The sequence below is a fragment of the Variovorax sp. OK212 genome, from assembly GCF_900112425.1.
Classification (GTDB): Bacteria; Pseudomonadota; Gammaproteobacteria; order Burkholderiales; family Burkholderiaceae_C; genus Variovorax.
In genome coordinates this window covers 168,635-192,323 of record NZ_FOLP01000010.1, presented here as the reverse complement: position 1 = coordinate 192,323, position 23,689 = coordinate 168,635, and the positions used below count along the sequence as shown (strand labels likewise).

The window sequence follows — 23,689 nt, the reverse complement described above, 5'->3', positions numbered from 1 at the left end:
GCCCACGCCATTTTCCGCATGCCCAGCCTTCCCAGCCCCACGCAGCCCGCCACCATCACGATCGCACCCCTGGAGGTGCGCTCGGCCAGCCTGGCCGAGCAGGCCTACGAGCGGCTGCGCACGCTCATCCTCGACCGTCAGATCTCGCCCGGCAGCCCGCTGCAGGAAGCGCGGCTGGCGGAAGACCTGCGCATTTCGCGCACGCCGATGCGCGAGGCGCTGGTGCGGCTGGCGGGCGAAGGGCTGCTGGTGCGGCGCGACGCGCGTTCCTACGCCGTGCGCGCGCTGGGCACCAAGGAGTACTTCGACTGCATGCGCGCGCGCGAGGTGATCGAGGGCGAAGCCATCGCGCTGGCCGTCGGCAAGATCACCGACGCCGAGATCGACGCGCTCGAGGCCGACATCGCCGCGCTCGGCGGCGGCGAGCACAGCGAAACCGAGCACTGGCACTTCGACGACCGCTTCCACCTGCTGATCGCCACGGCCAGCGGCAACGTGGTGTTTCCGCGGCTGGTGGAGGAACTGCGCGTCAACGCGCGGCTGTTCCGCCTGCACAGCCCGCTGCACAGGCAGCCGGAGAACCACGACGAGCACGGCGAGATCATCCGCGCGCTGCGTGCGCGGGACGCGGAGCGCGCCCGCACGGCGATGCGCGATCACCTGCGCAGCCTGCAGGAAGACGTGCGGCGCGCGCTGATCGAATAAGCGACCGGACAGCTGCAGCCGGACGGCTGCAGGCGAGGGTTCAGGCGTCCGGATGCCGACCCGCGTGCCCCGCGATCGCCTCGACGATCTGCGGCCACATCGACACCGGCAGCGCATGCCCCATGCGCGGAATGCGCAGCAGCGTCGCCCCCGGAATGGCATCGGCCACGTCGACGCCGCAGGCCACCGGCACCAGCGGATCGGCGTCGCCGTGGATCACCAGCGTGGGCACGCGCACGCCGCGCAGCGCGGGCCCGCGGTTGCCCGAGGCCAGGATGGCCGCGAGCTGGCGCGCCACGCCGGGCGGATTGAGGCCGCGCAGGAAGACGAGCTGCGCTCTTTCGGTGTCGCGCGCCTCGTCGAGCGGAAAGGCCGACGGGCCGCGCAGCACGCGCCACACCTTGGCGTAGTGCGGCAGGTAGGCCTCGAAATTCGTGGGCGACGGCGAGAACAGCATGGCCATGGCTTCCGGCGTGGGCGGCGGCAGGCCCGGCGCGCCGGTGGTCGACATGATGCTGGTGAACGACAGCAGCCGGTGCGCATGGTGAATGCACAGCTCCTGCCCGATGGCGCCGCCCATGGAGGCGCCCACGACGTGCGCGCGCGCAATGCCCAGCGCGTCGAGCAGCCCGACGCAGTCGGCGGCCATGTCGCGCAGGGTGTAGGGCACCTGCAGCGCCCGGCCGGCCATGGCGTCCAGCATCAGCGCCTGGATGTCGGGCACGCCCAGGTGCGTGAGGTAGGTCGAGTGCCCGATGTCGCGGTTGTCGAAACGGATCACGCGCAGCCCGCCGGCCTCGGCGAGGCGGGCGCAGAACGCGTCGTCCCACGCGACCATCTGGGCGCCCAGGCCCATGACCAGCAGCATCGGCGGCGCGCCCGGGTCGCCGAAACTGTCCCAGGCGAGCTCGATGCCGTTGGCGCGCGTGCGCCGCTCGACGCGTGGCGCGGCGGCGCTCATGCCAGAAAGCTCCGGCTCACTTGCGCTGCAGCATCTTGGTGACTTCGTCGACGTTGGCCTGGATGCGCTGGCGCACCACGTCGAAGGCATCGGCCTGCGACTTGGCGGCCAGGTTGGCCAGCTCCTTGATGTCGTCGACGGCGCGCTGGAACGACTGGCGGCCGAGCTCGTCGAGCTTGGCCAGGTTTTCCTTGGGGTCCTTGCCGGGCATGCCCTTGGCGGCCGTCTGCCACTCGCCGATGGCGGTCTTGATCATCTCGGTCTGCCGCTGCACCACGGCCTGCAGCCCCTGATAGGACTTCTCGTTGGCTTGCATCAGCGCCTGCAGGTCCTTGCGCCCGCTGTCCAGCAGCTTGCCGGCGCCGCCGGTCAGGTTGAGGTTCTGCAGCCGGTCGGCCATGCCCTTCAGCGGATTGAGCATGTCCGCGGCGTCCGGCATCGCCTTCTTCTCGCTGGCGGTGCTGCTGGTGCTACTGCTGCTGGAGGTGGTCTTCTTGGCGGCGGCTTTCTTGGCAGTGGCCATGGTGCGGAATCTCCTGTGTCGGGTGAACGGGTGGGTGGCTGGGACCGGCCGGACGGCAAAGTCCCTCGCCACGATACGCGCACAGGCGCGCCCGGGGCTTGCCGCCGCGACAAAAATGCCTGCGGGATTTCCCTTGGAGGCCGGGCTTGCCTGCTTTCGCCTTACATCGGCGGCGCGAAGCCGTCGCGTCCGGCCGTCACGCGCAGCGCGGTGGGCGTGCCGTTCTTTTCCTGCGCGCTGATCATCACCTTGGCGCCGGGCACCAGCAGCGCGTCGGTGCCGGGGCGGAAGGTGACCACCGGCACGTCGGGCGGCACGATGACGGTCTTCTCGCCGCCCTTGTAGGTCAGCCGCAGCTGCTGCCCGCCGCGCACCGACTTCGGCGCCGAGGCCAGGTCGGCGACCGTGGCGTTGGTCATGGTGCTGTCGGGCAGCAGGTCCCACGGCCGGTGGCCTTCGCCGGTGCCGCGCGCGGCCTCGGGGAACACCACCACCTCGAGCGCCTTCTGCGTGCCGTCGGGCTGCGGCATGGCGGCGGTGCCGATGAAGCTGCCGCGCTTGATGTCGGACAGCTTGATGCGATAGACCTCCGAGACCGGCATGCCGGCCGGCCGCGCGAGCGAGACGACTTCGCCGCCGCGGTCCTGGACCACGAGGGTGCCGGCATCGACGCGCACGATGGTGCCGCGGATGCGCACGGTGTCGGCGCCTTGGGCCGCGGCAACGCCGGGGAGGGCGGCGCCCAGGCACAGGGCGGTGGCGGCAAGCAGTGCGCTGGAGGCGCGGAACGTGAGGGTCGGCATGGCGGCGTGGGGAGGCTGGTGGAGGTGCGGCCAATGTACGTCGCGCCGGCCAATCGTGCCCGCGGCCGACTTACGGCGGAATGAGCAAGGGCCGCAGGCCGGGCGGTGCGGCATGCGGCCCTTTTCAGGCAAGGGCCGGTTTGTCAGCCTCTCAGCCTCTCAGCTTCTCACCCCGTCAGTCGATCAGCCCGATCTCGAGCGCGCCCGCCGTGGCCGGGTTGCGCGAGCCGACCATCGCGAAGAGCTTGCTGCCCTGGCTCGCGAAATGGAAGGCGGTGCCGAACGATGCCGCGCGCATGTTGACCGGGCCGACCGCGCCCATGGAGCCCAGCGTGGCGCTGAACGTGCCGGTGGCACCGCCCGGGAGCACCTGCGTGCGTGCATAGCCCGATGCGTCGATGGCCGTGCCGCCCCAGCTGCCGTTGGTGGCGCCGCCGCGTGCCGTGACGGCGGGCCAGGTGGCGCGCTCCGCCAGGCCGATCCGGAACACCGACGTCGTGGGCGTCGACGGCACGATGCCGGCCGAGAGGTAGACGTTCTCGTTGCCCACGCGCGCGATCGCGAAGCTGCCGCGGTCCGCCGGGTTGCTCACGTTCACGATGTTCCAGGTGTCGACGCTGGCGCCGGGCGACACCGTGTAGGTCAGCAGCGTGGCCGCGGGGCAGGTGTCGATGCGGTAGATCGTGCTGTTGTTGCACAGGTAGAGCGCGGTGCCGCCGCTGGCAACCTGGATCTGCGTGATCGACGAGTCGCCGCCCGCGGCCGTCAGGTTGACGCCCAGCCGGTTGTAGACGCCGTCCAGCGCCGCCTGCGTCTTCACCAGCGCGCGCGATGCCACGAAGGGCCGCACGCCGTAGCTCACCGGCGTGACCTGCGCCACCGCGAACGGAAACGAGCCGACCACCGTGTCCGCGGCCAGGCGGAAGCGCGCCGTGTTCACGGGGCTGGCGATCCGCGCGCTGTCGAACACGAAGCTGCCGGCTTCGGCCGCGTCCTCGGCGAAGCTGCCCGAGGCGGCCGTGCCGGTCTCGTCGGTCATCTCGTAGCGCTTGCTGTCCAGGTTCAGCGCCAGCGCCTGGCGCGTGCCGTTGCTGGCGTAGACCTTGTAGCGGCCGTTGCGCGCGTCGGGTGCCGCGCCGGTGTCGATCAGGTTGAGCTGCAGGTAGCCCTGCGTGTTCGGGTTGCGCGAGCCCACGAGCACCGACAGCGCGCCGCCCTGCATCGCGAAGTACCGGCTCGTGCCGCCGCTGTTGACGCCCCGGATGCCTTCGGGCTGCAGCGCGAAGGTGCCGCCCACCGGCATCGCCAGGCTGGCGTAGGTGCCGTCCGTGCCGGTGCTCGTGCGCACCGAGTTCGCGCTGTCGATCAGGTTGCTGCCCCAGCTGCCCGTGGTCGATGCGCCGACGCCGCGCGTGGCGGGCCAGCTCGAAGACTCGGGCAGGCCGATGCGCATGAACTGCACGGCCGGCGCGGTGCTGACGCCGCCGGCCAGGTACACGTTCTGCCCGCCGATGCGCGCCATGCGGAAGTTCGCGACGTCGCCGGCGTTGGCCACGTTGGTCCCGACCCAGGTGTCGTCGGTGCCGGACGCGACCGCGTAGGTGCGCTTCGAGGCGGCGGGGCAGAGGTCGATCTTGTAGATCACCGCGTCGTTGCAGATCTCGAGCACGGTGCCGCTGCCCGACAGGCGCATCGACAGTATCGCGGAGTCCTGCGCGTTGCCCGGGCTGCGCGTGACGCTGAAGCGGTTGTAGGTGCCGTCCAGCAGCGCCGCGGTGGCGACGAACTCGCGGGCCGCCACGAAGGGCTGCGCGGCGTAGGCGACGGGGCTCGCATACGCCGTGGCGAACGGGAAGGCGCCCACGATGGCGTCCGCCGTGACTCGAAAGCGCGAGGTGTTGGCCGCGGTCGTGACGCGGCCGCTGGCGAACACGTAGGTGCCGGGCTCGGTGAAGTCCTCGCCGAACGTGCCCGACTCGGGCAGGTTGGGGCTGTCCGTCATCGTGTAGCTGCCGGCGTCGAAGTCGACCGTCAACTGCTGCTGCGTGCCGTTGGCCGCGTAGACGCGGTAGGTGCCGTTGCGCGCGTCGGCGATGTCCTGGGTGCCTTGGGTGCCCTGTGCTGCCTTGGCCTTGACCAGTGCGGGCGCCGGCGCCGCGGCTTGCGTGTTCGGCGCGGCATTGCCGCTGCCGCTCGCCAGCGGCAGGCCGCCACCCGCGCCTTCACCCCCGCCGCCGCAGGCCGCCAGCAAGGCCGCCAGACCGCAACCCGTGAGATATCTCGTCATCCTCATGTGAGCCCTCTTTCTTGTACGAGGGGCTCGGCAGAAAGCCGGCTGGCTGCTGAACCGAACCCTGGGGAAATCGTAAAAAGAGGTGTCTTGAACCCGCAGGGTGGCGAATGTCAGCCTGCCCGGGGGCGCAAATCCCCCGGATTGGCTGCGCCTGCCGCCGCGTCTACAATCCGCGGTTCCGAGGAGCGTTGCAGCGCCATCAGGCGTGAGGCTCGGACCACATCGCAACCACGCTCACCCGCTGTTCTCGCGGTGAGTCCTTCCCCGTACGCAGTGGCATCTTTCAAACCAGTTTTGGAGTCCTCATGAGCGCTGTTCTCAAGCCCAACCCCGTTTCGACCGCCAACCAGGCGATTGCCGACCTCTCCCTCGCCGCCTGGGGCCGCAAGGAAATCCGCATCGCCGAAACCGAGATGCCCGGCCTGATGGCCATCCGTGAAGAGTTCTCCAAGGGCCAGGCGCTCAAGGGCGCGCGCATCACGGGCTCGCTGCACATGACCATCCAGACGGCCGTGCTGATCGAGACGCTGCAAGCCCTGGGCGCCGACGTGCGCTGGGCGTCGTGCAACATCTTCTCCACGCAGGACCACGCCGCCGCCGCCATCGCCGAAAAGGGCACGCCGGTGTTCGCCATCAAGGGCGAGTCGCTGAAGGACTACTGGGACTACACCCACGCCATCTTCGACTTCGGCCCCAAGGGTTCCAAGGGCGAAGGCCCGAACATGATCCTGGACGACGGCGGCGATGCCACGCTGCTGATGCACCTGGGCCAGCGCGCCGAGAAGGACCTGGGCGTGCTCGCCAATCCGACCAGCGAAGAAGAACGCATCCTGTTCGCCGCCATCAAGGCCAAGCTGGCTGTCGATGACAGCTGGTACACCCGCAAGTCGGCCGAAATCATCGGCGTGACCGAAGAGACGACCACCGGCGTGCACCGCCTGAACGAAATGTCGGCCAAGGGCACGCTGCTGTTCCGCGCCATCAACGTGAACGACTCGGTCACCAAGAGCAAGTTCGACAACCTGTACGGCTGCCGCGAGTCGCTGGTCGACGGCATCAAGCGCGCGACCGACGTGATGATCGCCGGCAAGGTGGCACTGGTGGCCGGCTACGGCGACGTGGGCAAGGGCTCGGCACAGGCACTGCGCGCACTGAGCGCCCAGGTGTGGGTCACCGAAATCGACCCCATCAACGCCCTGCAGGCCGCCATGGAAGGCTACAAGGTCGTGACGATGGAATACGCCGCCGACAAGGCCGACATCTTCGTGACGACCACCGGCAACAAGGACGTCATCACGCACGACACCATGGCCAAGATGAAGGACCAGGCGATCGTCTGCAACATCGGCCACTTCGACAACGAGATCGACGTCGCGTCGATCGAGAAGTACGAATGGGAAGAGATCAAGCCGCAGGTCGACCACATCACCTTCCCGGACGGCAAGAAGATCATCCTGCTGGCCAAGGGCCGCCTGGTGAACCTGGGCTGCGGCACGGGCCACCCGAGCTTCGTGATGTCGTCGTCGTTCGCCAACCAGACCATCGCCCAGATCGAGCTGTTCACCAAGCCCGACGCCTACCAGGCCGGCAAGGTCTACGTGCTGCCCAAGCACCTGGACGAAAAGGTCGCGCGCCTGCACCTGAAGAAGGTCGGCGCCATGCTGACCGAGCTGACCGACTCGCAGGCCGCCTACATCGGCGTGAGCAAGAACGGCCCTTACAAGCCGGACACGTACCGCTACTGATCCGCGCATGCGCGCCGATCAACTGTTGGTAGAGCGCGGCCTGGCCGCGTCGCGTTCGCAGGCCGTGCGGCTCATTGCCGGCGGCATGCGCTGGCGCGACGCGGGCACGAGCGACGCCTGGCGCTCGGTCGTCAAGAACAAGGACGAAGTGCCCGAATCCGCGGAGCTCGAGCTCGACGACGCGGCCGAGGCGCGCTACGTCTCGCGCGGCGGGCTCAAGCTCGAAGGCGCGTTGGCGGTGAGCGGCGTGGACCCGGCCGGCAAGCTGTGCCTCGACGTGGGCCAGTCGACCGGCGGCTTCACCGATTGCCTGCTGCAGCGCGGTGCCGCCAAGGTGGTGGGCGTCGACGTCGGCCACGGGCAGCTGCATGCGAAGTTGCGCGAAGACGCGCGTGTGGTCGCCATCGAAGGCGTCAATGCGCGGGCGCTGTCGGCCGATGACCTCGCCGAGGAGCCTGAAGAGGGCGACGAGGGCGAGCCGGAAGAAGGCGCAGGCGAGTCTTCTGCTCCGCGCTTCGACCTGATCGTGGGCGACCTGTCGTTCATCTCGCTCACGCTGGTGCTGCCGGCGGTCGTGGAGTTTCTGGCCGACGACGGCCAGTTGCTGATGCTGGTCAAGCCGCAGTTCGAACTGCAGCCTGGCCAGGTCGGCAAGGGCGGCATCGTGCGCGACGAGACCATGTATGCGGTGGTCGAGAAGCGCCTGCACGACGCCTGCGCGGCGCTCGAGCTGAAGGTGCTGCGCTGGTTCGACAGCCCGATCGCCGGGGGCGACGGCAACCGCGAGTTTTTCATTCACGCCGTTCGTGCCGACCGGGCGAACGACGCTTCCTGAGGAGACGCAGGTGCGCCTTCCGCTGAGTTTCGAATTCTTCCCGACCAAGACGCCCGAAGGCGCGGTCAAGCTGCGCGCCGCGCGCCAGCAGCTGTACGTGCGCAAGCCGCAGTTCTGCTCGGTCACCTACGGCGCGGGCGGCTCCACGCACCAGGGCACCTTCGGTGCGGTGCAGGAGATTCTGTCCGAAGGCGTGGACGCGGCCAGCCACTTCTCGTGCATCGGCGCCACGCGCGCCACGGTGCGCGAGCAGCTCGCCGAACTCAAGGCCATGGGCGTGAAGCGCCTGGTGGCGCTGCGCGGCGACCTGCCGAGCGGCTACGGGATCGGCGGCGAGTTCCTGTATGCGAGCGACTTGGTCGCCTTCATCCGTGAAGAGACCGGCCGCGACTTTCACATCGAGGTGGCCTGCTACCCCGAGATCCACCCGCAGGCCCGCTCGCCTGAAGCCGACCTGCAGGCCTTCGCCGCCAAGGTGAAGGCGGGTGCCGACTCTGCGATCACGCAGTATTTCTTCAGCGCCGAAGCCTACTTCCGCTTCGTCGACGACGCGCGCAAGCTGGGGCTCGACACGCCGATCGTGCCGGGCATCATGCCCATCACGAGCTCGACGCAGCTCATGCGCTTCTCGGACGCCTGCGGCGCCGAGATCCCGCGCTGGATCCGCCTGCGGCTTCAGGGCTTCGGCGACGACACGGCGTCGATCAAGGCCTTCGGCCTCGACGTGGTCACCGAGCTGTGCGCGCGGCTGCAGGAAGGCGGCGCCCCGGCGCTGCACTTCTACACGATGAACCAGTCGGCGGCCACGCTGGCCGTGCTGGAGCGCCTGGATTGAGAGGGCGGCGCGCGGCGCTGGCGGCGGGTTCGCTGCGCGGGGGGCTTCGCCTGGCCCTTGTCGCGGCGGCTTGCGCGCTCGCAGGCTGCGCCATGCCGCCGGCCAGCGACGGCAGCAAGCTGCAGCCGCTGCCGCGCGCCATCGCGGTGCCGCCGGGCGCCGCGCCGCGCTCCAGCGTGCCCTCGGTGCGCTATGACCTCGCCGTGTCCGGCTCCGGTGAATTGACGCCGGACGACGGCGTGCCCGGCGACGACGGCCCGCGCGAGGTGTTCGAGCGCGGCGGCGCGTCGTGGTACGGCATCCAGTTCCACCAGCGCAAGACCGCCAGCGGCGAGCGCTTCGACATGACCGCCATGACGGCGGCCCACAAGACCCTGCCTTTCAACACGCGCGTGTGCGTGCGCAGCCTCGTCAACGGCAGCGAGGTGCTGGTGCGCATCAACGACCGCGGCCCTTATGCGCTGGGCCGCGTGATCGACCTGAGCCGCGCGGCGGCCGACCGCATCGGCCTGACCGGGCTGGGCATCAAGCAGGTGGCGCTGACGGTGGTCGACCGCGACGGCATGCGTTGCGGCGGCTTGCCGGTGGAAGCGAGCGATGCGCAGGCGCCGGTGGCGGCCGCCGAGCCGAAGCAGCGCGCCAGGGTGCAGGTTCCGGCGCGGCGCAAGGCGGTCGTGCCGGCCCGTCGGCGCAAGTAAGCCCGGGAGCCCGGCGAGGCCCGGGACTGGGCTTGGGCCCGGAGGCTCAGCCGCCCGATTCGAGCGAGAAGGCCGCGTTGCGGTCCTGGCCCAGGCGCTCCACCAGCTGCGGCAGCGCGGCCGCGAGCAGCGGCTTCAGCGTGTAGGGCGGGTTGATCAGGAACATGCCGCTGGCCGGCAGGCCCGGGCGCTGCGTGGCGCCAGAGGCAGCGTCCTTGGTGATCTTGCTCGATTTGACCGTCAGCGTGGCGTGCAGCCACGACTTGCCGGCCTTGGTCGCCATCGTCTTCAGGCGGCGCGGCAGGTCGTGCGCCTCGGGGCGCGGAATGATCGGATACCAGACCGCGTAGGTGCCCGTGGCGAAGCGCTTGAGCGCCTCGGCCGCGAAGTCGAGCACGCGGCCGTAGTCGGTCTTCATTTCGTAGCTCGGGTCCATCAGCACCAGCGCGCGGCGCGAGGGCGGCGGCAGGAACTTGGTGGCGCTGCCGAAGCCGTCTTCGTTCAGCACGGCGATCTGGCGGCCGGCCTCGAGCTGGGCGATGTTGGCGCTCAGCGTGCGGCCGTCGGTCGGGTGCAGCTCGAACAGCTTGAGCTTGTCGTGGTCGCGCAGCAGGTGCTGCACGATGAACGGCGAGCCGGGGTAGACGCGGGCGCCGCCGTTGGGGTTGAAGTCGTGAATCACTTCCAGGTAGCGCGCAATGGCGTCCGCGACCGGGACTTCGGCTTCGGGCGCTACCTTTTTGGTAGCGGACTTCGCAGCAGGGGCGGGCGTGCCGGGCGCTTTCTTGCCTGAAAGAAGGCGCAGGATGCCTTCGGCCGCTTCGCCGCTGGTGCCGGCGTAGTCGCCATCCAGGCGGTACAGGCCGGCGCCGGCGTGGGTGTCGACCACCGTGAGGGCGGCTTCTTTTTCGAGCATGTGCTCGAGCGTGGCAATCAGCACCGTGTGCTTGAGCACGTCGGCGTGGTTGCCGGCATGGAACGCGTGGCGGTAACTGAACATAGGGGGAGGATGGTAACGGTGTTGGGCCCTGCATATGCGCATTTGCCAGCACAAGGCCATTCTTTATATAATCGCGGGCTTCGCAGCGTTTTTGTAGCCCCGCGGCGAAGACTTCAAACCACCTAAGAGATTCCCACCAGAGGAACGCCGACCGTGGAAAAGGGCTCGCCAAACCCTCTTCAAAGAGAAAAACTCATGACCAAAACGTTCAGCGCCAAGCCCGCTGACGTGACGCACGAGTGGTTTGTGATTGACGCGACCGACAAGGTCCTCGGACGAGTAGCCAGCGAAGTTGCTCTCCGTTTGCGCGGCAAACACAAGGCCATTTACACGCCTCACGTCGATACCGGTGACTTCATCGTCATCATCAACGCCGCGCAACTGCGCGTCACCGGCGCCAAGTCGATCGACAAGGTGTACTACCGTCACTCGGGCTACCCGGGCGGTATCACGGCGACGAACTTCCGCGACATGCAATCCAAGCACCCGGGCCGCGCCCTGGAAAAGGCTGTCAAGGGCATGCTGCCCAAGGGCCCGCTCGGTTACGCGATGATCAAGAAACTCAAGGTGTACGGTGGCGCTGAGCACCCGCATACCGCCCAACAGCCCAAAGTGCTGGAACTGTAAGGAGCCTTGAGAATGATTGGTGAATGGAACAATGGCACCGGCCGTCGCAAATCCAGCGTCGCCCGCGTGTTTCTGAAAAAAGGCACCGGCAAGATCACGGTCAACGGCAAGGACATCCAAGCGTTCTTCGGCCGTGAAACCTCGATCATGATCGCGAAGCAGCCCCTGGCGCTGACCAACAACCTCGAAGCTTTCGACGTGATGGTCAACGTGAACGGCGGCGGCGAATCGGGTCAAGCTGGCGCCACGCGCCACGGCATCACCCGTGCCCTGATCGACTACGACGCAACGCTCAAGCCCGTGCTGAGCCAAGCCGGCTTCGTGACGCGCGATGCGCGTGAAGTCGAACGTAAGAAGGTCGGTCTGCACTCCGCCCGTCGCCGCAAGCAGTTCAGCAAGCGCTGATCTGTTCACTGCGAACACGAAGCCGCCCTCGGGCGGCTTTTTCATTGCAGGGCCGCCTTCGGGCTGCCTTTTCATTGCAGGGCTGCCTTCGGATTGCTTTTTCGTTGCCGAGGTCGCATCCGACCCCACTTGCGTTGGGGTGCACGCCACACCCCGCCTGCCGAAATTGCGGCATTGCAGTAGCATTGGTTCCATTGGCCGCATGTACGGCCCCAAGGAGTGATTACCCCATGAGCGCCGTAGCCGAAAACATCCAGACCCAGATGCCAGAGCCCATCGTCTTTACCGACAGTGCGGCAGCCAAGGTGGCCGACCTGATCGCCGAAGAAGGCAATCCCGACCTCAAGCTGCGCGTGTTCGTGCAAGGTGGCGGCTGCTCGGGCTTCCAGTACGGTTTCACCTTCGATGAAATCACCAACGAAGACGACACCACCATGACCAAGAACGGTGTGTCGCTGTTGATCGACGCCATGAGCTACCAGTACCTGGTCGGCGCCGAGATCGACTACAAGGAAGACCTGCAGGGCGCCCAGTTCGTCATCAAGAACCCGAACGCCACCAGCACCTGCGGCTGCGGATCGAGCTTCTCGGCCTGATGCCTGGATGCTGCTGACCCAGCCTCCCCAGAAAGCCGCCTCCGGGCGGCTTTTTCGTTTCCGCTCCAGTTTCTGTTTCTCCTCTTTTCCCTCTCCCTCGCCTGCCCATGACCTCAGAGGCTGAAACCCCCGTCGATCCCGTTCGCAAGAGCCTGCTGTGGCTCGTCGCCGTCGGCTTCTTCATGCAGACACTCGACGCCACCATCATCAACACCGCGCTGCCGGCGATGGCCGCGAGCCTGGGCGAGAGCCCGCTGCGCATGCAATCGGTGGTGGTGGCCTACGCGCTGACCATGGCGATGCTGATCCCCGCCTCGGGCTGGATCGCCGACCGCTTCGGCACGCGGCGCATCTTCTTCTGCGCCATCGTGCTGTTCGCCGCCGGCTCGGTGCTCTGCGCGCTGTCGCACGGCCTGGGCCAGCTGGTGGCCGCGCGGGTGGTGCAGGGGCTGGGCGGCGCGCTGCTGCTGCCCGTGGGGCGCCTGGCGCTGCTGCGCACGGTGCCGCGCGGGGAGTTCCTGCAGGCCATGAGCTTCGTGGCCATTCCGGGCCTCATCGGGCCCTTGCTGGGCCCCACGCTGGGCGGCTGGCTGGTGCAGTACGCCTCCTGGCACTGGATCTTCCTGATCAACGTGCCCGTCGGCCTGCTGGGCTGCCTTGCCACGCTCAAGTACATGCCCGACCTGCGCGGCGCGGTGCAGAAGCGCTTCGACAGCGTCGGCTACGCCATGCTGGCCTTCGGCATGGTCGCGATTTCGCTGTCGCTCGACGGCGTGGGCCTGCGCCAGGGCGGGGTGATGGTCCTGCTGATCTTCGGCTTCGCCAGCATCGTCGCCTACTGGCTGCGCGCCTCGCGCACGCCCGAGCCGCTGTTCGCGCCCTCGCTCTTCCACGTGCCCACGCTCAGCATCGGGCTGATCGGCAACCTGTTCTCGCGCCTGGGCAGCAGCTGCATGCCGTTCCTGGTGCCGCTGCTGCTGCAGGTGTCGATGGGCTATTCGCCGGTGCGCGCCGGGCTGATGATGCTGCCGATCGCGATGGCCGGCATGGCCATGAAGCGCGTGGCCACGCCGCTCATCACGCGCCACGGCTACCGCCGCGTGCTGGTGGTCAACACCATCCTGGTGGGCTGCACCATGGCCAGCTTCGGCCTCACGGCGCCGGGCCAGCCGATGGCGCTGCACGTGGTGCAGCTGCTGGCCTTCGGTGCGGTCAACTCGCTGCAGTTCACGGCCATGAACACCATCACGCTGAAGGACCTGGACGGCAGCATGGCCAGCAGCGGCAACAGCCTGCTGTCGATGGTGCAGATGCTGGCCATGAGCCTGGGCGTGGCCGCGGCGGGCGCGGTGCTGGCGGGCTACAACGGCATCTTCGGTACCGATTCGCCCGCGCACACGCTGGACGCCTTCCAGGCCACTTTTGCCAGCATGGGGCTGATCACAGTGGCTTCGGCGCTCATCTTCTGGCATCTGCCGTCGGAAGTGCGGGCGCCGCGTCCCGCGCAGCCGGAAGTTTCCGGCCAGGGCTGACCGCGGACGCTCAGGCGGGGTAGATCGCGCCCAGCACCCGCGCGCCGCGCGCGCCGGTCACGCTGGCGAGGTTGCCCGCCTCCCGCCGCACGGTGGCGCGGGCCAGCCAGGCGAAGGCCGCGGCTTCGACCTGCTGCGGTGGCAGGCCGTGCGCGTCGGATGCCGCCACGGTCACGCCGGGCAGCACGGCGCGCAGCCGGCCCAGCAGGTGGTCGTTCAACGCGCCGCCACCGCAGACGATCAGCAACTTGCTATCTTTTCCGTAGCGTGACACGTCCACTGCACAAGCGTGAGCGGTCAATTCGGTCAGCGTGGCCTGGACGTCGGCCGGGTCCATCGCCGTGGTGCCGAGTTGCGCGGCCAGCCAGGTCGGGTTGAACAGGTCGCGGCCGGTGCTCTTGGGCGGTGCCTTCGTGAAGTACGGGTCGGCCAGCAGCCGGGCGAGCAGTTCGGGCAGCACCTGCCCGCTGGCCGCCCACTGGCCGCCGCGGTCGAAGGGCTGGCCCTGGTAGGTCTGGCACCAGTGGTCCATCAGCGCGTTGCCGGGGCCGCAGTCGAAGCCAAGCACGATGGCGCCTTCGGTCGCGTTGGCGGGCGGCAGCAGGCTCAGGTTGGAGATGCCGCCGATGTTCAGCACGGCCACGGTTTCGTCGGGGCGCGCGAACAGGGCGCTGTGGAAGGCCGGCACCAGCGGCGCGCCCTGGCCGCCGGCCGCGAGGTCGCGGCTGCGGAAGTCGCCGACCACGTCGATGCCGGTCAGCTCGGCGAGCAGCGAGGGGTTGTTGAGCTGGAGCGTGTAGCCGACCTCGTCGAACTCGAGCGGCCGGTGGCGCACCGTCTGGCCGTGCGCGCCGATGGCGGCGACGGTGCTGGCGGCGGTGCCGCTGTTCGCCAGCAACTGCTCGACGACGCCGGCGTAGGCGCGGGCCAGCCCGTTGCCGGCCAGTGCCGCGCGGTGCAACTCGTTATCGCCCGGGGTGTTCAGCGCCAGCAGCTCGGCGCGCAGCGCCACGGGAAACTGCGCCGTGGCGTAGGACTTCACCGCGATGCGGCCGTCGGAGAAATCGGCGAGCACGCCGTCCACGCCGTCGAGCGAGGTGCCCGACATCAGGCCGATGAAAAGGTCGGCAGCCATCTCCGGATCAACTCTAGAGAAGCGGGCTGCGCGACCGGATCAGTCGGCGCTGGCCTGCACCACCGAGAAGGCGGCCGCCAGCTCGGTGCGCGCGCCCACGGCGATGCGTTCGAACGCCGGGCGCAGGGCCGCGGTGATCGGCGCGCCGCCTTCTTGCGCGATGGAAGCCGGGTCCTGGTAGACGCCGCCCACGCGGAATTCGAAGTGCAGGTGCGGGCCGGTCGCCCAGCCGGTGGAGCCCACCGCGCCGATGGCCTGGCCCTGGCTCACGCTCTGGCCGGCCTTGACGTCGATGCGGCTCAGGTGCGCATACGCCGTCTGCTGGTTGTTGCGGTGGGTGATGATGATGATGTTGCCGTAGCCGTTCTGCGTGCCGGCAAAGTCGACCGTGCCGTCGCCGACCGTGCGCACCGACGTGCCCGTGGGGGCCGCGTAGTCGATGCCGTTGTGCTGGCGCCAGCTGTTCAGGATCGGGTGCATGCGCATCGCGAAGCCGCTGGACACGCGCGAGAACTCGACCGGCGTCGCCAGGTAGGCCTTGCGCAGGCTGTCGCCGCTCGGGCGGTAGTAGCTGCCCTTCTGGCCCGCGCCCGGAGGCTGGAACCAGACGGCTTGGTGGATCCTGCCGTTGTTCTCGAACTCGGCCGAGAGCACGCGGCCGCTGCGCAGCGCCTGTCCGTCGGCTTCGAAGGTCTCGTAGACCACGGCGAAGCGGTCGCCCTTGCGCAGGGCGCGCACGTCGACGTCGCCCGCGAAGATGTCGGCCAGCTGGCTGGCCACCGCGTCGGGAATGCGCGAGTCGTCGGTGGCGGCGAACAGCGAGGTGCGGATGGTGCCGCTTGCCAGGCGCGTGCCCGGCGTGAGCGCGTCACGCTCGGTCACGCCGGCAAAGCCGGTGGGCGTGCGTTCGATGACAAAGCGCTTGAAGCCGCCGTCGCCGTCGGGAATCCAGCGGGCGCTGAGCTTCTTGAGCTGGTTTTCCTGCGTGGCCTCGGCTGTCACGGTGCGGCCGGCGCGCGAGAAGAGGGCGTTGCGGGCTTCCGAGTTGCCGCGCACGAAGGCGGTGGCGGTGGGGTCGGAGATGCCCAGGCGCTTCAGCAGCGCTTCGGCCGTGTCGCTCGAACGCGTGACGTCGGTGCGGAACAGCGTGAAGCTGAAGTTCTCCAGCGACTGGCTCTGGTCGGCGAACGACACGGGGGTCGTCGCTTCGAGGATCTGGTGGACCGGGAGGTCGGATGCGTCCGGACCGAGCGAAGCCACCGCGAGGGTGCCGGCGCTCAGCAGGGCGGCGGCGATCATCGCCGTGATCTGCTTGGGGTAGGTTCGAAATGTATAGGCCACGCGAGAAGCAAGGAGCTCCTCGGCGGCAAGAATGCCGTTGATCAAACTTTGAATTCCAGCTCAGGTTCTGCAAATCCGTGCTGCAAGGCCCAGGACGTTCGGGGCGGCAGGAGACGGTGCGGAAGAAGCGCCGCTTAGAATTCGGCGCTTGAAAAGTCGGGCTGAGTATAGCTTCGGCACCCCCAAAATCAGCTAAAAAAGCCCATGAACGCCGAATCTGTTACATCCATGGCCCTCTCAAATAGTGTAGGACGCGCGCTCGAAATATCCCTCCGAGGCGCTGACGAACTGCTGCCGCAGGACGAGTGGGTGCGCAAGCTGCAGCGCTCCGAAGCCACCGGAACCCCGCTGCGCATCAAGCTCGGCCTGGACCCGACGGCCCCCGATATCCACATCGGCCACACCGTCGTGCTCAACAAGATGCGCCAGTTGCAAGACCTGGGCCACCGGGTGATCTTCCTGATCGGCGACTTCACCACCACCATCGGCGACCCGTCCGGGCGCAACAGCACCCGCCCGCCGCTGACCCGCGAGCAGATCGAGGCCAACGCCCAGACCTACTACAGGCAGGCCAGCCTGGTGCTGGACCCCGAGAAGACCGAGATCCGCTACAACTCCGAGTGGAGCGACCCGCTGGGCGCCCGCGGCATGATCCAGCTGGCCGCCAAGTACACGGTGGCCCGCATGATGGAGCGCGACGACTTCAGCAAGCGCTTCAAGGCCGGCCAGTCGATTTCGGTGCACGAGTTCCTCTACCCGCTGATGCAGGGCTACGACTCGGTCGCGCTCAAGAGCGACCTCGAACTGGGCGGTACCGACCAGAAGTTCAACCTGCTCGTGGGTCGTCATCTCCAGCAGGAGTATGGTCAAGAACCGCAGTGCATACTCACTATGCCCTTGCTGGAAGGCCTCGACGGCGTCGAAAAGATGTCGAAGAGCAAGAACAACTACATCGGCATCAGCGAAGACGCCAACACCATGTTCGCCAAGGTGCTGTCGATTTCCGACGACCTGATGTGGCGCTGGTACACGCTGGTGAGCTTCCAGTCGCTGGAGCAGATCGCGGCGCTGAAGGCCGAGATTGCCGGCGGGCGCAACCCGAAGGACGCGAAGGTCGCGCTGGCCAAGGAAATCACCGCCCGCTTCCACAGCGCGGCGGCGGCGGACGCGGCCGAGCAGGATTTTATCAACCGCAGCAAGGGCGGCGTGCCGGACGAAATCCCGGAGGTGTCGCTGTCGGGTGCGCCGATGGGCATCGGCCAGATGCTCAAGCAGGCGAACCTGACGGCTTCAGCGGGAGAAGGCAATCGCTTGATCGACGGCGGTGGTGTCCGCGTCGACTCTGCGGTGATCAGCGACAAGGGATTGAAGTTGCCTGCCGGAACCTATGTGGTGCAGGTTGGCCGCCGCAAGTTCGCTCGCGTAACCCTGAGCTGAGTTGAACTGACCGGCGCGAAACGCCGGTCAGCGGACCTCGATCGTCACGCGCCGGTTGCGCGGCTCGTCGACCTCGTCGGCGGTCGGCACGGCCAGCTCGCGCTCGCCGCGGCCCACGGCCTCGATGCGCTTGGCCGGGAACTGCCGCTCCACGAAGAGCTGCGCCACTTCCTGGGCGCGCCGGCGCGACAGCTGGTCGTTCTGCTCGCCGCTGCCCTTGGTGTCGGTGTGGCCCGTCACCACGATGTCGCTGCCGCTGCGCGACTGCGCCGCGGCCAGCGCCTCGTTCATGATCTGCTGCGACGCCGGCGTCAGCGTGGTGCCGCCGAGTTCGAAGTACACCGTGTAGCGCTGCGGCGGGGGCGGGCGCATGTCGAACAGCGGCTTGTTCTCGGCCTGCACCTTGGCCGCGTCGGCCTGGTCGACGACCGGGGCGCCGCGCGCGCCGACGGCGGCCGTGGCGCGCTGGTAGGGCTGGGAGAGCACTTCCTCGCCATCCTTGGCGCGCACCACCACGGCGGAAGGCCTGCCGTCGGCCTGCGGCAGCAGCACCACCCGCGTGCCGGGCGTGGAGCAGGCGGCGAGCAACGCGGCCGCGAGCGTGACGGTGAGCAGGGCGAGGCGGGAGCCGGGTCGGGACATCGTCATCTTCATGGTTGGCCGTCGGCTTGCACGATGAAGTCGGTGCCGCGAATGCCGATGGTGGCGGTCTGCGTTTCGACACGCACCGCGTCGGGGTTGGTCTTGCCGATGAGGCCCGTGATCATGCGCATGGAGCCGCGCAGCAGCGACACCAGCATGCCGCCTTCGTGCGTGGTGCTGTCGAAGTGGAACTCCTTCAGGTCCAGCCGCGACGAGGGGCCGACCACCAGCGTGGTGTCGTCGCGCAGCACGACGGAGGCCGACGAGTCGGGTCCGGTCACGATGCGGTCGACGGCGCCGAGCGCGTCGCCGGGGTTCGCGGCGCGGGTGGTGCCGGAGCCGTTGAGCAGTTGCACGTTGCCGCGCACCGACTTCACGAAGCCGGCCTGCAGGTCGGCCTTGGCGGTGGTTGCGGGCGGCGCCGCGGCAGGCACTGCGACCACGGGTGCCGGCGTTGCGGCAGCGGCTGCTGCGGGTGTTGCAGCGGCAGCGGCTGCTGGTGCTGCGACCGGCGCCGCCGGCGGCGTCTGGGTCTGGGGCTGGGCTTGGGCCAACGTGGCCGAGCCCACAATGGCGAGGCTGTACAAGGCGATCAGTAGGTTTTTCATCATCCGGGTCTGACTGTCTGCGAAGAATGTTTCGCAATGGGCAGAAATACTAAGCCGAAGGCGTTACATGTAGACACGCACCCGATAATTCAGGTTCTTCCTGCGGCCTTTTACCGCTTTTCGCGTGGCCATTTCCCCAATTCCAGCTGGATTTCCCATGACGTTTACCCCTAAGACGCTGCTTCGCGTCTCCGTTGCGGTTGCGCTCATCACCATCCTGCTCAAGGGCTATGCAGGTTACCTGACCAACTCGATGGGGCTGATCTCGGACGCGATGGAGTCCTTCGTCAACCTCGCCAGCGCGATGTTCGCACTGGCCATGGTGACCATCGCGGAACGCCCCGCCGACGACGACCATCCCTACGGCCATCACAAGGCCGAGTATTTCTCCTCGGGCTTCGAAGGCATCCTGATCGTCGGCGCCGCCATCGCGATCCTCTGGGTCTCCGTGCAGCGCCTGCTGTCGCCGCAGCCGCTCGAGCAACTGGGCTGGGGCCTGGCGCTGTCGGTGCTCAGCTCGGCCTTCAACGGCGCCCTGGCCGTGCTGCTGTTCCGCGCGGCGCGCACGCACCGTTCCATCGCGCTGGAGGCCGACGGCCGCCATCTCATGACCGACGTCTGGACCTCGGCCGCGGTGGTGGTGGGCATCGTCGGCGTGCAGCTCAGCGGCTGGCTCTGGCTCGACCCGCTGCTGGCCATCGGCGTGGCGCTCAACATCGTGCGCGAGGGCGTCAAGCTGGTGTGGCGCTCGTCGCAGGGCCTGATGGACGAAGCCGTCGACCCCGAGACCCTGGCCACCGTGCGCGCCACCATCGGCGACTTCGCCGCGCGCACGCCAGAGGGCACGCGGCTGCGCTTCGACGACATGGTGACCCGCAGCGCCGGCCAGCGCCGCTTCGCCGACCTGCACATGCACGTGCCCGGCGAGTGGACGCTGCAGCACGCCGCCAGCATGCGCGACGAACTCGAGCAGGCCCTCATGAACGCCGTGCCCGGCCTGCGCGTCACCATCCAGCTGTTGCCCCTCACCATGGAAGCCCGCGCCACCCAGGCCGGCGAACACCACCCCCTATGAAAGCCGTTCTCCAGCGCGTCGCGAATGCACGCGTCGACATTTCCGGGCGCACCGTCGGCGCCATCGACGCCGGCCTGCTGGTGCTGCTGTGCGCCGAACGTGGCGACACCGACGCGCTGGCCGACCGCATGCTCGCCAAGATCCTCAAGCTGCGCATCTTTTCCGACGAGGCCGGCAAGATGAACCGCAGCGTGCAGGACATCGGCGGCGGCCTGCTGGTGGTGAGCCAGTTCACGCTGGCCGCCGACGTGAGCGGCGGCAACCGCCCCAGCTTCACCCAGGCCGCGCCGCCCGACGAAGGCCGGCGCCTCTACGACTACTTCGTGGCGCAGGCGCGCGCCGCGCACCCGGTGGTGGCCACCGGCGAGTTCGGCGCCGACATGCAGGTGCACCTGCTGAACGACGGCCCCGTCACGATCCCGCTGCAGATGACGGCGTAGCCGCCGGCACATCGGGCACATCGGGCACATCGCCGTCGTCCATCGACGCCAGCACCTCGCGCAGGTAGTCCATCACCGCCACCGCGGCGTGCGACGGGTGGCGATCGGGCATCGTCAGGATGTAGAGCGCATTGCCCAGCCCTTCGGGCTCCCACTGCGGCAGCACCGGCACCGCGCGTGCGGCCCGCACGTCGTCGGTCATCGCGTAGCGCGGCAGCAGGCCGATGCCCGTGCCGGCCAGCACCGCGCTGCGCAGGTAGGGGAAGTGCTCGGTCTGCAGGTTCAGCTTCAGCCGCAGGTCGCGCCGCTGCGCTCCCCGGTGCATCGGCATCATGAAATGCCGCTCCGGCCCCGGCACGTACAGCACCACGCAGGCCGCCAGGTCTTCCGGCTCGGCGATGGGCGCGTGCCCCGCGAGGTACGAGGGCGCCGCATAGAGTCCCCAGCGGATCGCGCAGATGCGCCGCGCCACCTGGTCCAGCGGCGGCTCCGAGGTGATGCGCAGCGCAATGTCGATCTCGGTGCCGATCAGGTCGAACACCCGGTTGGAGAACAGCACCCGCAGCGACACCTCCGGGTGCGCGCGCTGGAAGTCGAGCAGCCGCGGCCCCACGAAGAACTCGCCCAGCCCGGTCGGGATGCTGATGCGCACGTGCCCGCGCACGGTCTGCCCCAGGCGGTCGATGGCCGCGCGCGCCGACTCCACCTCGGCCAGCATGCGCAGCCCGTGCTCGTACAGCGTGCGCCCCTGCTCGGTGGGCGCCAGCTTGCGCGTGGTGCGGCGCAGCAGCGTGGCGCCCACCTGCCGCTCCAGGTTCTTCAGCTCCTTGCTGATCTGCGAGCGCGTCACGTCGCGCCGGCGCGCGGCCTCGCTCAGGTTGCCGGCGTCCACGATGTCCACCAGCGTGCGGATCAGGTTCAGGTCCAAGTCCATCGGATTGTCAACACAGGAGATACAGACTGAGTCAATGAACGGGAATTGTATGAACCGGGGTGAACGATAAAGATCGATGCCATCAGATTCCCCGGAGACACCATGGACACAGACAACATCTTCAAGGACGGCCTGTTCGCCGGCCAGCGCGTGCTCGTCACGGGCGGCGGCACCGGCCTGGGCTTCGCGATGGCCGAGCAGCTGGCCGCGCTGGGCGCCGAACTGCACCTGTGCGGGCGCCGTGCCAGCGTGCTCGACGAGGCCGCGCAGCGGCTGCGCACGCGCTTCGGCGTGACCGTCGGCACGCACGTGCTCGACATCCGCTCGCCGCAGGCGGTCGACGACATGATGGAAACCATCTGGACGCGCCACGGCCCGCTCGACAGCCTGGTCAACAACGCCGCCGGCAACTTCATCAGCCGCACCGAAGACTTGTCGCCCAACGGCTTCCACGCCATTTCCGACATCGTCTTTCGCGGCACCTTCTACGCCACGCAGGCCGCGGGCAAGCGCTGGATCGCGGCCGGGCGCGGCGGCAGCGTGCTGTCGATCGTGGTCACCTGGGTGGCCACCGGCGCGCCTTTCGTGGTGCCCTCGGCCATGTCGAAGGCCGGCATCGACGTCATGACCAAGTCGCTGGCGGTGGAGTGGGGCCCCAAGGGCATCCGGCTCAACGCCATTGCGCCCGGCGTGATTCCCACGGCCGGCGCGTCGGGCCGCCTGCGCCCGGTCGACAGCCAGGAAAACGCCATGGCCACGCAGAACCCCACGCGCCGCCTGGGCGAGGGCGGCGACATCGGCCGGCTCGCCGCGTTCCTGCTGGCACCGCAGAACAGCTGGATCAACGGCCAGACCATCACCCTCGACGGTGCCGACGCACTGGCCAACGGCGCCTACTTCACGCAGTACCAGGAATGGGGCGACGCCGACTGGCAGGCTGCGCGCGAGAAGATCCAGGCCCTGAACGCGTCCGACAAGGCGCAGCGCGGCGCCGCATGACGACGACCACCGTGAAGCCCGAATTTCACTTCGAAGGCCGCGTGCTCGACGCCGCCGCGCAACTCGCGCGCGGCGCGCGCCTGGCCGGCGGCCTGCTGCGCCTGGGCCTGCGCGAAGGCGACGTGCTGGCCGTGCTGCTGCGCAACGACGAGACGCAGGTCGACGTGGTGCATGCCTGCCGCCAGGCAGGCATCTACTTCTGCCCGATCAACTGGCACTTCACGCCCGACGAGGTCGGCGTGCTGCTGCAGGACAGCGGCGCGCGCGCCTTGCTGGCGCACGGCGACCTGCTCGATGCGGTAGCGCATGTCGTGCCCGAGGGCACGGCGCTGCTGGCCGCGGGCGAGGCACGCACGCCCGGCGCCAGGCCCTATGAAAGCTGGCTGGCCGCGCAGGCCCCGTACGACGGCCCGCTGGTCTCGCCGCGCGGCCACATGGCCTACACATCGGGCACCACCGGGCGGCCCAAGGGCGTGGTGCGCCATCCGATCCCGGTGGCCGAGCTGGAGGCGCGCCAGGCCCGCATCCGCGAGGTGGTCGCGCTGACCTTCGGCCTGCGCGCGGGTTGCCGCGCGCTGCTGCCCGCGCCGCTGTACCACAGCGCCCCCAGCCTGTTCCTGCAGAACGCGCTGCTGCTGGCCGACCGCGTGGTGCTCATGGCGCGCTTCGACGCCGAGGCGCTGCTCGCCGCCATCGCGCAGCACCGCATCGACACCGTCTACCTCGTGCCCATCATGTACGTGCGGCTGCTGCGCCTGCCGAGCGAGGTGCGCGCGCGCTACGACCTGTCGTCGCTGCGCTTCGTGGCCTCCACCGGCGCGCCCTGCGCGCCCGACGTCAAGCGCGCCATGATCGAGTGGTTCGGCCCGGTGATCCACGAGACCTACGCCTCCAGCGAGGCCGGCATGATCACCTCCATCGGCGCCGAGGAAGCACTCGCGCGCCCGGGCAGCGCCGGCCGCCCGGTGCTCGACGCGCAGGTGCGCATCCTCGACGAGCAGGGCGCGGCACTGCCCACCGGCGAGATCGGCCTGATCTACGTGCGCCAGCCCGCCTACCCCGACTTCAGCTACCGCCACAACGACGCCGCGCGCCGGGCCATCGAGCGCGACGGCTTCATCAGCCTGGGCGACATGGGCTACCTCGACGCCGACGGCTATCTGTACGTGTGCGACCGCGCGTCCGACATGGTGATCTCCGGCGGCGTGAACATCTACCCGGCCGAGATCGAGCACCGCCTGCTGGCCTTCCCCGGCGTGGCCGACTGCGCGGTGTTCGGCGTGCCCGACGCCGAGTACGGCGAGCGCCTGCATGCCGTGGTCGAGGCCGTGCCCGGCACCGATCTGCAAAGCGAAGCGCTGCGTGCCTGGTTGCAGGCCGGCCTGTCGTCCTTCAAGGTGCCGCGCAGCATCGAGATGGCGCCGCTGCCGCGCGACGACAACGGAAAGATCGCCAAGCGCCGCCTGCGCGACCTGCACTGGCAGGGCCAGGCGCGCCGCGTCTAGCAGGCCCCATGGACC

The 23,689-nt window shown here is 68.9% G+C and carries 24 protein-coding genes and 1 riboswitch; of the genes, 14 read left to right on the top strand and 10 right to left on the bottom strand.

What is annotated here, in order from left to right; translation table 11 throughout:
- Window positions 1-18 precede the first annotated feature (18 nt).
- Complete coding sequence (locus BM004_RS26015; protein WP_093130614.1) at window positions 19-705, top strand: GntR family transcriptional regulator; 687 nt, start codon at window positions 19-21, stop codon at window positions 703-705.
- Window positions 706-745: 40 nt separating this feature from the next.
- Here the strand turns inward: BM004_RS26015 and BM004_RS26010 are convergent, their stop codons facing one another.
- The 4 genes from BM004_RS26010 to BM004_RS25995 all read right to left on the bottom strand — a co-directional run bounded on the left by BM004_RS26010 (window position 746) and on the right by BM004_RS25995 (window position 5,285).
- Window positions 746-1,666 (bottom strand): alpha/beta fold hydrolase, encoded by a 921-nt coding sequence (locus BM004_RS26010; RefSeq protein WP_093130501.1) that lies wholly within the window; start codon window positions 1,664-1,666, stop codon window positions 746-748.
- 16 nt (window positions 1,667-1,682) lie between these two features.
- Entirely contained in the window at window positions 1,683-2,189 is a 507-nt protein-coding gene (gene phaP, locus BM004_RS26005) for a TIGR01841 family phasin (protein WP_093217919.1), read from the bottom strand.
- 161 nt (window positions 2,190-2,350) lie between these two features.
- Window positions 2,351-2,992: a hypothetical protein gene (locus tag BM004_RS26000; RefSeq protein ID WP_093217917.1), complete on the bottom strand. Its 642-nt coding sequence runs from the start codon at window positions 2,990-2,992 to the stop codon at window positions 2,351-2,353.
- A gap of 175 nt (window positions 2,993-3,167) precedes the next feature.
- Window positions 3,168-5,285: a hypothetical protein gene (locus BM004_RS25995; protein WP_143072514.1), complete on the bottom strand. Its 2,118-nt coding sequence runs from the start codon at window positions 5,283-5,285 to the stop codon at window positions 3,168-3,170.
- Between the two features lie 174 nt (window positions 5,286-5,459).
- Window positions 5,460-5,528: riboswitch (S-adenosyl-L-homocysteine riboswitch) on the top strand.
- A 62-nt stretch (window positions 5,529-5,590) separates the two neighbouring features.
- Here BM004_RS25995 and ahcY point away from each other — a divergent pair.
- The 4 genes from ahcY to BM004_RS25975 all read left to right on the top strand — a co-directional run bounded on the left by ahcY (window position 5,591) and on the right by BM004_RS25975 (window position 9,398).
- Window positions 5,591-7,030 carry an adenosylhomocysteinase gene (ahcY, locus tag BM004_RS25990; protein ID WP_093130497.1) on the top strand — a complete coding sequence of 480 codons (1,440 nt, stop codon included), beginning with the start codon at window positions 5,591-5,593 and terminating at the stop codon, window positions 7,028-7,030.
- 7 nt (window positions 7,031-7,037) lie between these two features.
- Complete coding sequence (locus tag BM004_RS25985; protein ID WP_093130496.1) at window positions 7,038-7,865, top strand: TlyA family RNA methyltransferase; 828 nt, start codon at window positions 7,038-7,040, stop codon at window positions 7,863-7,865.
- 10 nt (window positions 7,866-7,875) lie between these two features.
- Window positions 7,876-8,700 carry a methylenetetrahydrofolate reductase [NAD(P)H] gene (metF, locus tag BM004_RS25980; RefSeq protein WP_093130495.1) on the top strand — a complete coding sequence of 275 codons (825 nt, stop codon included), beginning with the start codon at window positions 7,876-7,878 and terminating at the stop codon, window positions 8,698-8,700.
- Between the two features lie 92 nt (window positions 8,701-8,792).
- Window positions 8,793-9,398 carry a septal ring lytic transglycosylase RlpA family protein gene (locus BM004_RS25975; protein WP_093217914.1) on the top strand — a complete coding sequence of 202 codons (606 nt, stop codon included), beginning with the start codon at window positions 8,793-8,795 and terminating at the stop codon, window positions 9,396-9,398.
- 46 nt (window positions 9,399-9,444) lie between these two features.
- Here BM004_RS25975 and BM004_RS25970 read toward each other — a convergent pair whose 3' ends face one another.
- Complete coding sequence (locus BM004_RS25970) at window positions 9,445-10,398, bottom strand: 23S rRNA (adenine(2030)-N(6))-methyltransferase RlmJ (protein WP_093217913.1); 954 nt, start codon at window positions 10,396-10,398, stop codon at window positions 9,445-9,447.
- A gap of 195 nt (window positions 10,399-10,593) precedes the next feature.
- Between BM004_RS25970 and rplM the strand changes: the two genes are divergently transcribed.
- From rplM to mdtD, 4 genes are all read left to right on the top strand, one after another.
- The gene (gene rplM / locus BM004_RS25965; RefSeq protein ID WP_028259766.1) at window positions 10,594-11,025 is read left to right on the top strand and encodes a 50S ribosomal protein L13; all 432 of its coding nucleotides are present in this window, start codon (window positions 10,594-10,596) and stop codon (window positions 11,023-11,025) included.
- A 12-nt stretch (window positions 11,026-11,037) separates the two neighbouring features.
- On the top strand, window positions 11,038-11,430 hold the full coding sequence (gene rpsI / locus BM004_RS25960) for a 30S ribosomal protein S9 (RefSeq protein WP_056577474.1): 393 nt from the start codon (window positions 11,038-11,040) through the stop codon (window positions 11,428-11,430).
- A 230-nt stretch (window positions 11,431-11,660) separates the two neighbouring features.
- Window positions 11,661-12,026, top strand: a complete 366-nt coding sequence (erpA, locus tag BM004_RS25955; RefSeq protein ID WP_007827949.1) for an iron-sulfur cluster insertion protein ErpA — start codon at window positions 11,661-11,663, stop codon at window positions 12,024-12,026.
- A gap of 107 nt (window positions 12,027-12,133) precedes the next feature.
- The gene (mdtD, locus tag BM004_RS25950) at window positions 12,134-13,558 is read left to right on the top strand and encodes a multidrug transporter subunit MdtD (protein WP_093217911.1); all 1,425 of its coding nucleotides are present in this window, start codon (window positions 12,134-12,136) and stop codon (window positions 13,556-13,558) included.
- Between the two features lie 10 nt (window positions 13,559-13,568).
- On the opposite strand, the gene BM004_RS25945 is transcribed toward mdtD, so the two are convergent.
- Complete coding sequence (locus tag BM004_RS25945; protein ID WP_093217910.1) at window positions 13,569-14,693, bottom strand: anhydro-N-acetylmuramic acid kinase; 1,125 nt, start codon at window positions 14,691-14,693, stop codon at window positions 13,569-13,571.
- Window positions 14,694-14,732: 39 nt separating this feature from the next.
- Window positions 14,733-16,079, bottom strand: a complete 1,347-nt coding sequence (locus BM004_RS25940) for a peptidoglycan DD-metalloendopeptidase family protein (protein ID WP_093217908.1) — start codon at window positions 16,077-16,079, stop codon at window positions 14,733-14,735.
- A gap of 159 nt (window positions 16,080-16,238) precedes the next feature.
- Between BM004_RS25940 and tyrS the strand changes: the two genes are divergently transcribed.
- On the top strand, window positions 16,239-17,471 hold the full coding sequence (gene tyrS / locus BM004_RS25935; protein ID WP_093217907.1) for a tyrosine--tRNA ligase: 1,233 nt from the start codon (window positions 16,239-16,241) through the stop codon (window positions 17,469-17,471).
- Between the two features lie 27 nt (window positions 17,472-17,498).
- Here the strand turns inward: tyrS and BM004_RS25930 are convergent, their stop codons facing one another.
- On the bottom strand, window positions 17,499-18,113 hold the full coding sequence (locus BM004_RS25930; RefSeq protein ID WP_093130613.1) for an OmpA family protein: 615 nt from the start codon (window positions 18,111-18,113) through the stop codon (window positions 17,499-17,501).
- An 8-nt stretch (window positions 18,114-18,121) separates the two neighbouring features.
- Window positions 18,122-18,724, bottom strand: coding sequence for a FecR family protein (locus tag BM004_RS25925; RefSeq protein ID WP_093217905.1), 603 nt, complete (start codon window positions 18,722-18,724; stop codon window positions 18,122-18,124).
- Between the two features lie 154 nt (window positions 18,725-18,878).
- Here BM004_RS25925 and BM004_RS25920 point away from each other — a divergent pair, with 154 nt between their 5' ends.
- Together BM004_RS25920 and dtd are read left to right on the top strand one after the other, a co-directional pair.
- A complete protein-coding gene (locus BM004_RS25920; RefSeq protein WP_093130487.1) occupies window positions 18,879-19,796 on the top strand; it encodes a cation diffusion facilitator family transporter in 918 nt (305 codons plus the stop codon).
- Window positions 19,793-20,236: a D-aminoacyl-tRNA deacylase gene (gene dtd / locus BM004_RS25915; protein ID WP_093217904.1), complete on the top strand. Its 444-nt coding sequence runs from the start codon at window positions 19,793-19,795 to the stop codon at window positions 20,234-20,236. Before BM004_RS25920 ends, dtd begins: the two co-directional genes overlap by 4 nt.
- Here dtd and BM004_RS25910 read toward each other — a convergent pair.
- The gene (locus tag BM004_RS25910; protein WP_093217968.1) at window positions 20,208-21,164 is read right to left on the bottom strand and encodes a LysR family transcriptional regulator; all 957 of its coding nucleotides are present in this window, start codon (window positions 21,162-21,164) and stop codon (window positions 20,208-20,210) included. The two genes, dtd and BM004_RS25910, sit on opposite strands and share 29 nt — an antisense overlap.
- A 123-nt stretch (window positions 21,165-21,287) precedes the next feature.
- On the opposite strand from BM004_RS25910, the gene BM004_RS25905 reads away from it, so the two are divergent.
- Window positions 21,288-22,169: an SDR family oxidoreductase gene (locus BM004_RS25905; protein WP_093130611.1), complete on the top strand. Its 882-nt coding sequence runs from the start codon at window positions 21,288-21,290 to the stop codon at window positions 22,167-22,169.
- Complete coding sequence (locus tag BM004_RS25900; RefSeq protein WP_093217902.1) at window positions 22,166-23,674, top strand: AMP-binding protein; 1,509 nt, start codon at window positions 22,166-22,168, stop codon at window positions 23,672-23,674. Before BM004_RS25905 ends, BM004_RS25900 begins: the two co-directional genes overlap by 4 nt.
- Window positions 23,675-23,689: the final 15 nt, after the last annotated feature.

Bases quoted from the DNA above. Each gene is read 5' to 3' on its own strand.
- BM004_RS25900 (WP_093217902.1), top strand. From the start codon at position 22,166: ATGACGACGACCACCGTGAAGCCCGAATTTCACTTCGAAGGCCGCGTG.
- BM004_RS25920 (WP_093130487.1), top strand. From the start codon at position 18,879: ATGACGTTTACCCCTAAGACGCTGCTTCGCGTCTCCGTTGCGGTTGCG.
- BM004_RS25995 (WP_143072514.1), bottom strand. From the start codon at position 5,285: ATGAGGATGACGAGATATCTCACGGGTTGCGGTCTGGCGGCCTTGCTG.
- dtd (WP_093217904.1), top strand. From the start codon at position 19,793: ATGAAAGCCGTTCTCCAGCGCGTCGCGAATGCACGCGTCGACATTTCC.
- tyrS (WP_093217907.1), top strand. From the start codon at position 16,239: ATGAACGCCGAATCTGTTACATCCATGGCCCTCTCAAATAGTGTAGGA.
- BM004_RS26015 (WP_093130614.1), top strand. From the start codon at position 19: ATGCCCAGCCTTCCCAGCCCCACGCAGCCCGCCACCATCACGATCGCA.
- mdtD (WP_093217911.1), top strand. From the start codon at position 12,134: ATGACCTCAGAGGCTGAAACCCCCGTCGATCCCGTTCGCAAGAGCCTG.
- ahcY (WP_093130497.1), top strand. From the start codon at position 5,591: ATGAGCGCTGTTCTCAAGCCCAACCCCGTTTCGACCGCCAACCAGGCG.
- rplM (WP_028259766.1), top strand. From the start codon at position 10,594: ATGACCAAAACGTTCAGCGCCAAGCCCGCTGACGTGACGCACGAGTGG.
- BM004_RS26010 (WP_093130501.1), bottom strand. From the start codon at position 1,666: ATGAGCGCCGCCGCGCCACGCGTCGAGCGGCGCACGCGCGCCAACGGC.
- BM004_RS25970 (WP_093217913.1), bottom strand. From the start codon at position 10,398: ATGTTCAGTTACCGCCACGCGTTCCATGCCGGCAACCACGCCGACGTG.
- BM004_RS25925 (WP_093217905.1), bottom strand. From the start codon at position 18,724: ATGATGAAAAACCTACTGATCGCCTTGTACAGCCTCGCCATTGTGGGC.
- BM004_RS26000 (WP_093217917.1), bottom strand. From the start codon at position 2,992: ATGCCGACCCTCACGTTCCGCGCCTCCAGCGCACTGCTTGCCGCCACC.
- BM004_RS25975 (WP_093217914.1), top strand. From the start codon at position 8,793: ATGCCGCCGGCCAGCGACGGCAGCAAGCTGCAGCCGCTGCCGCGCGCC.
- rpsI (WP_056577474.1), top strand. From the start codon at position 11,038: ATGATTGGTGAATGGAACAATGGCACCGGCCGTCGCAAATCCAGCGTC.
- BM004_RS25930 (WP_093130613.1), bottom strand. From the start codon at position 18,113: ATGTCCCGACCCGGCTCCCGCCTCGCCCTGCTCACCGTCACGCTCGCG.
- BM004_RS25985 (WP_093130496.1), top strand. From the start codon at position 7,038: ATGCGCGCCGATCAACTGTTGGTAGAGCGCGGCCTGGCCGCGTCGCGT.
- erpA (WP_007827949.1), top strand. From the start codon at position 11,661: ATGAGCGCCGTAGCCGAAAACATCCAGACCCAGATGCCAGAGCCCATC.
- BM004_RS25945 (WP_093217910.1), bottom strand. From the start codon at position 14,693: ATGGCTGCCGACCTTTTCATCGGCCTGATGTCGGGCACCTCGCTCGAC.
- phaP (WP_093217919.1), bottom strand. From the start codon at position 2,189: ATGGCCACTGCCAAGAAAGCCGCCGCCAAGAAGACCACCTCCAGCAGC.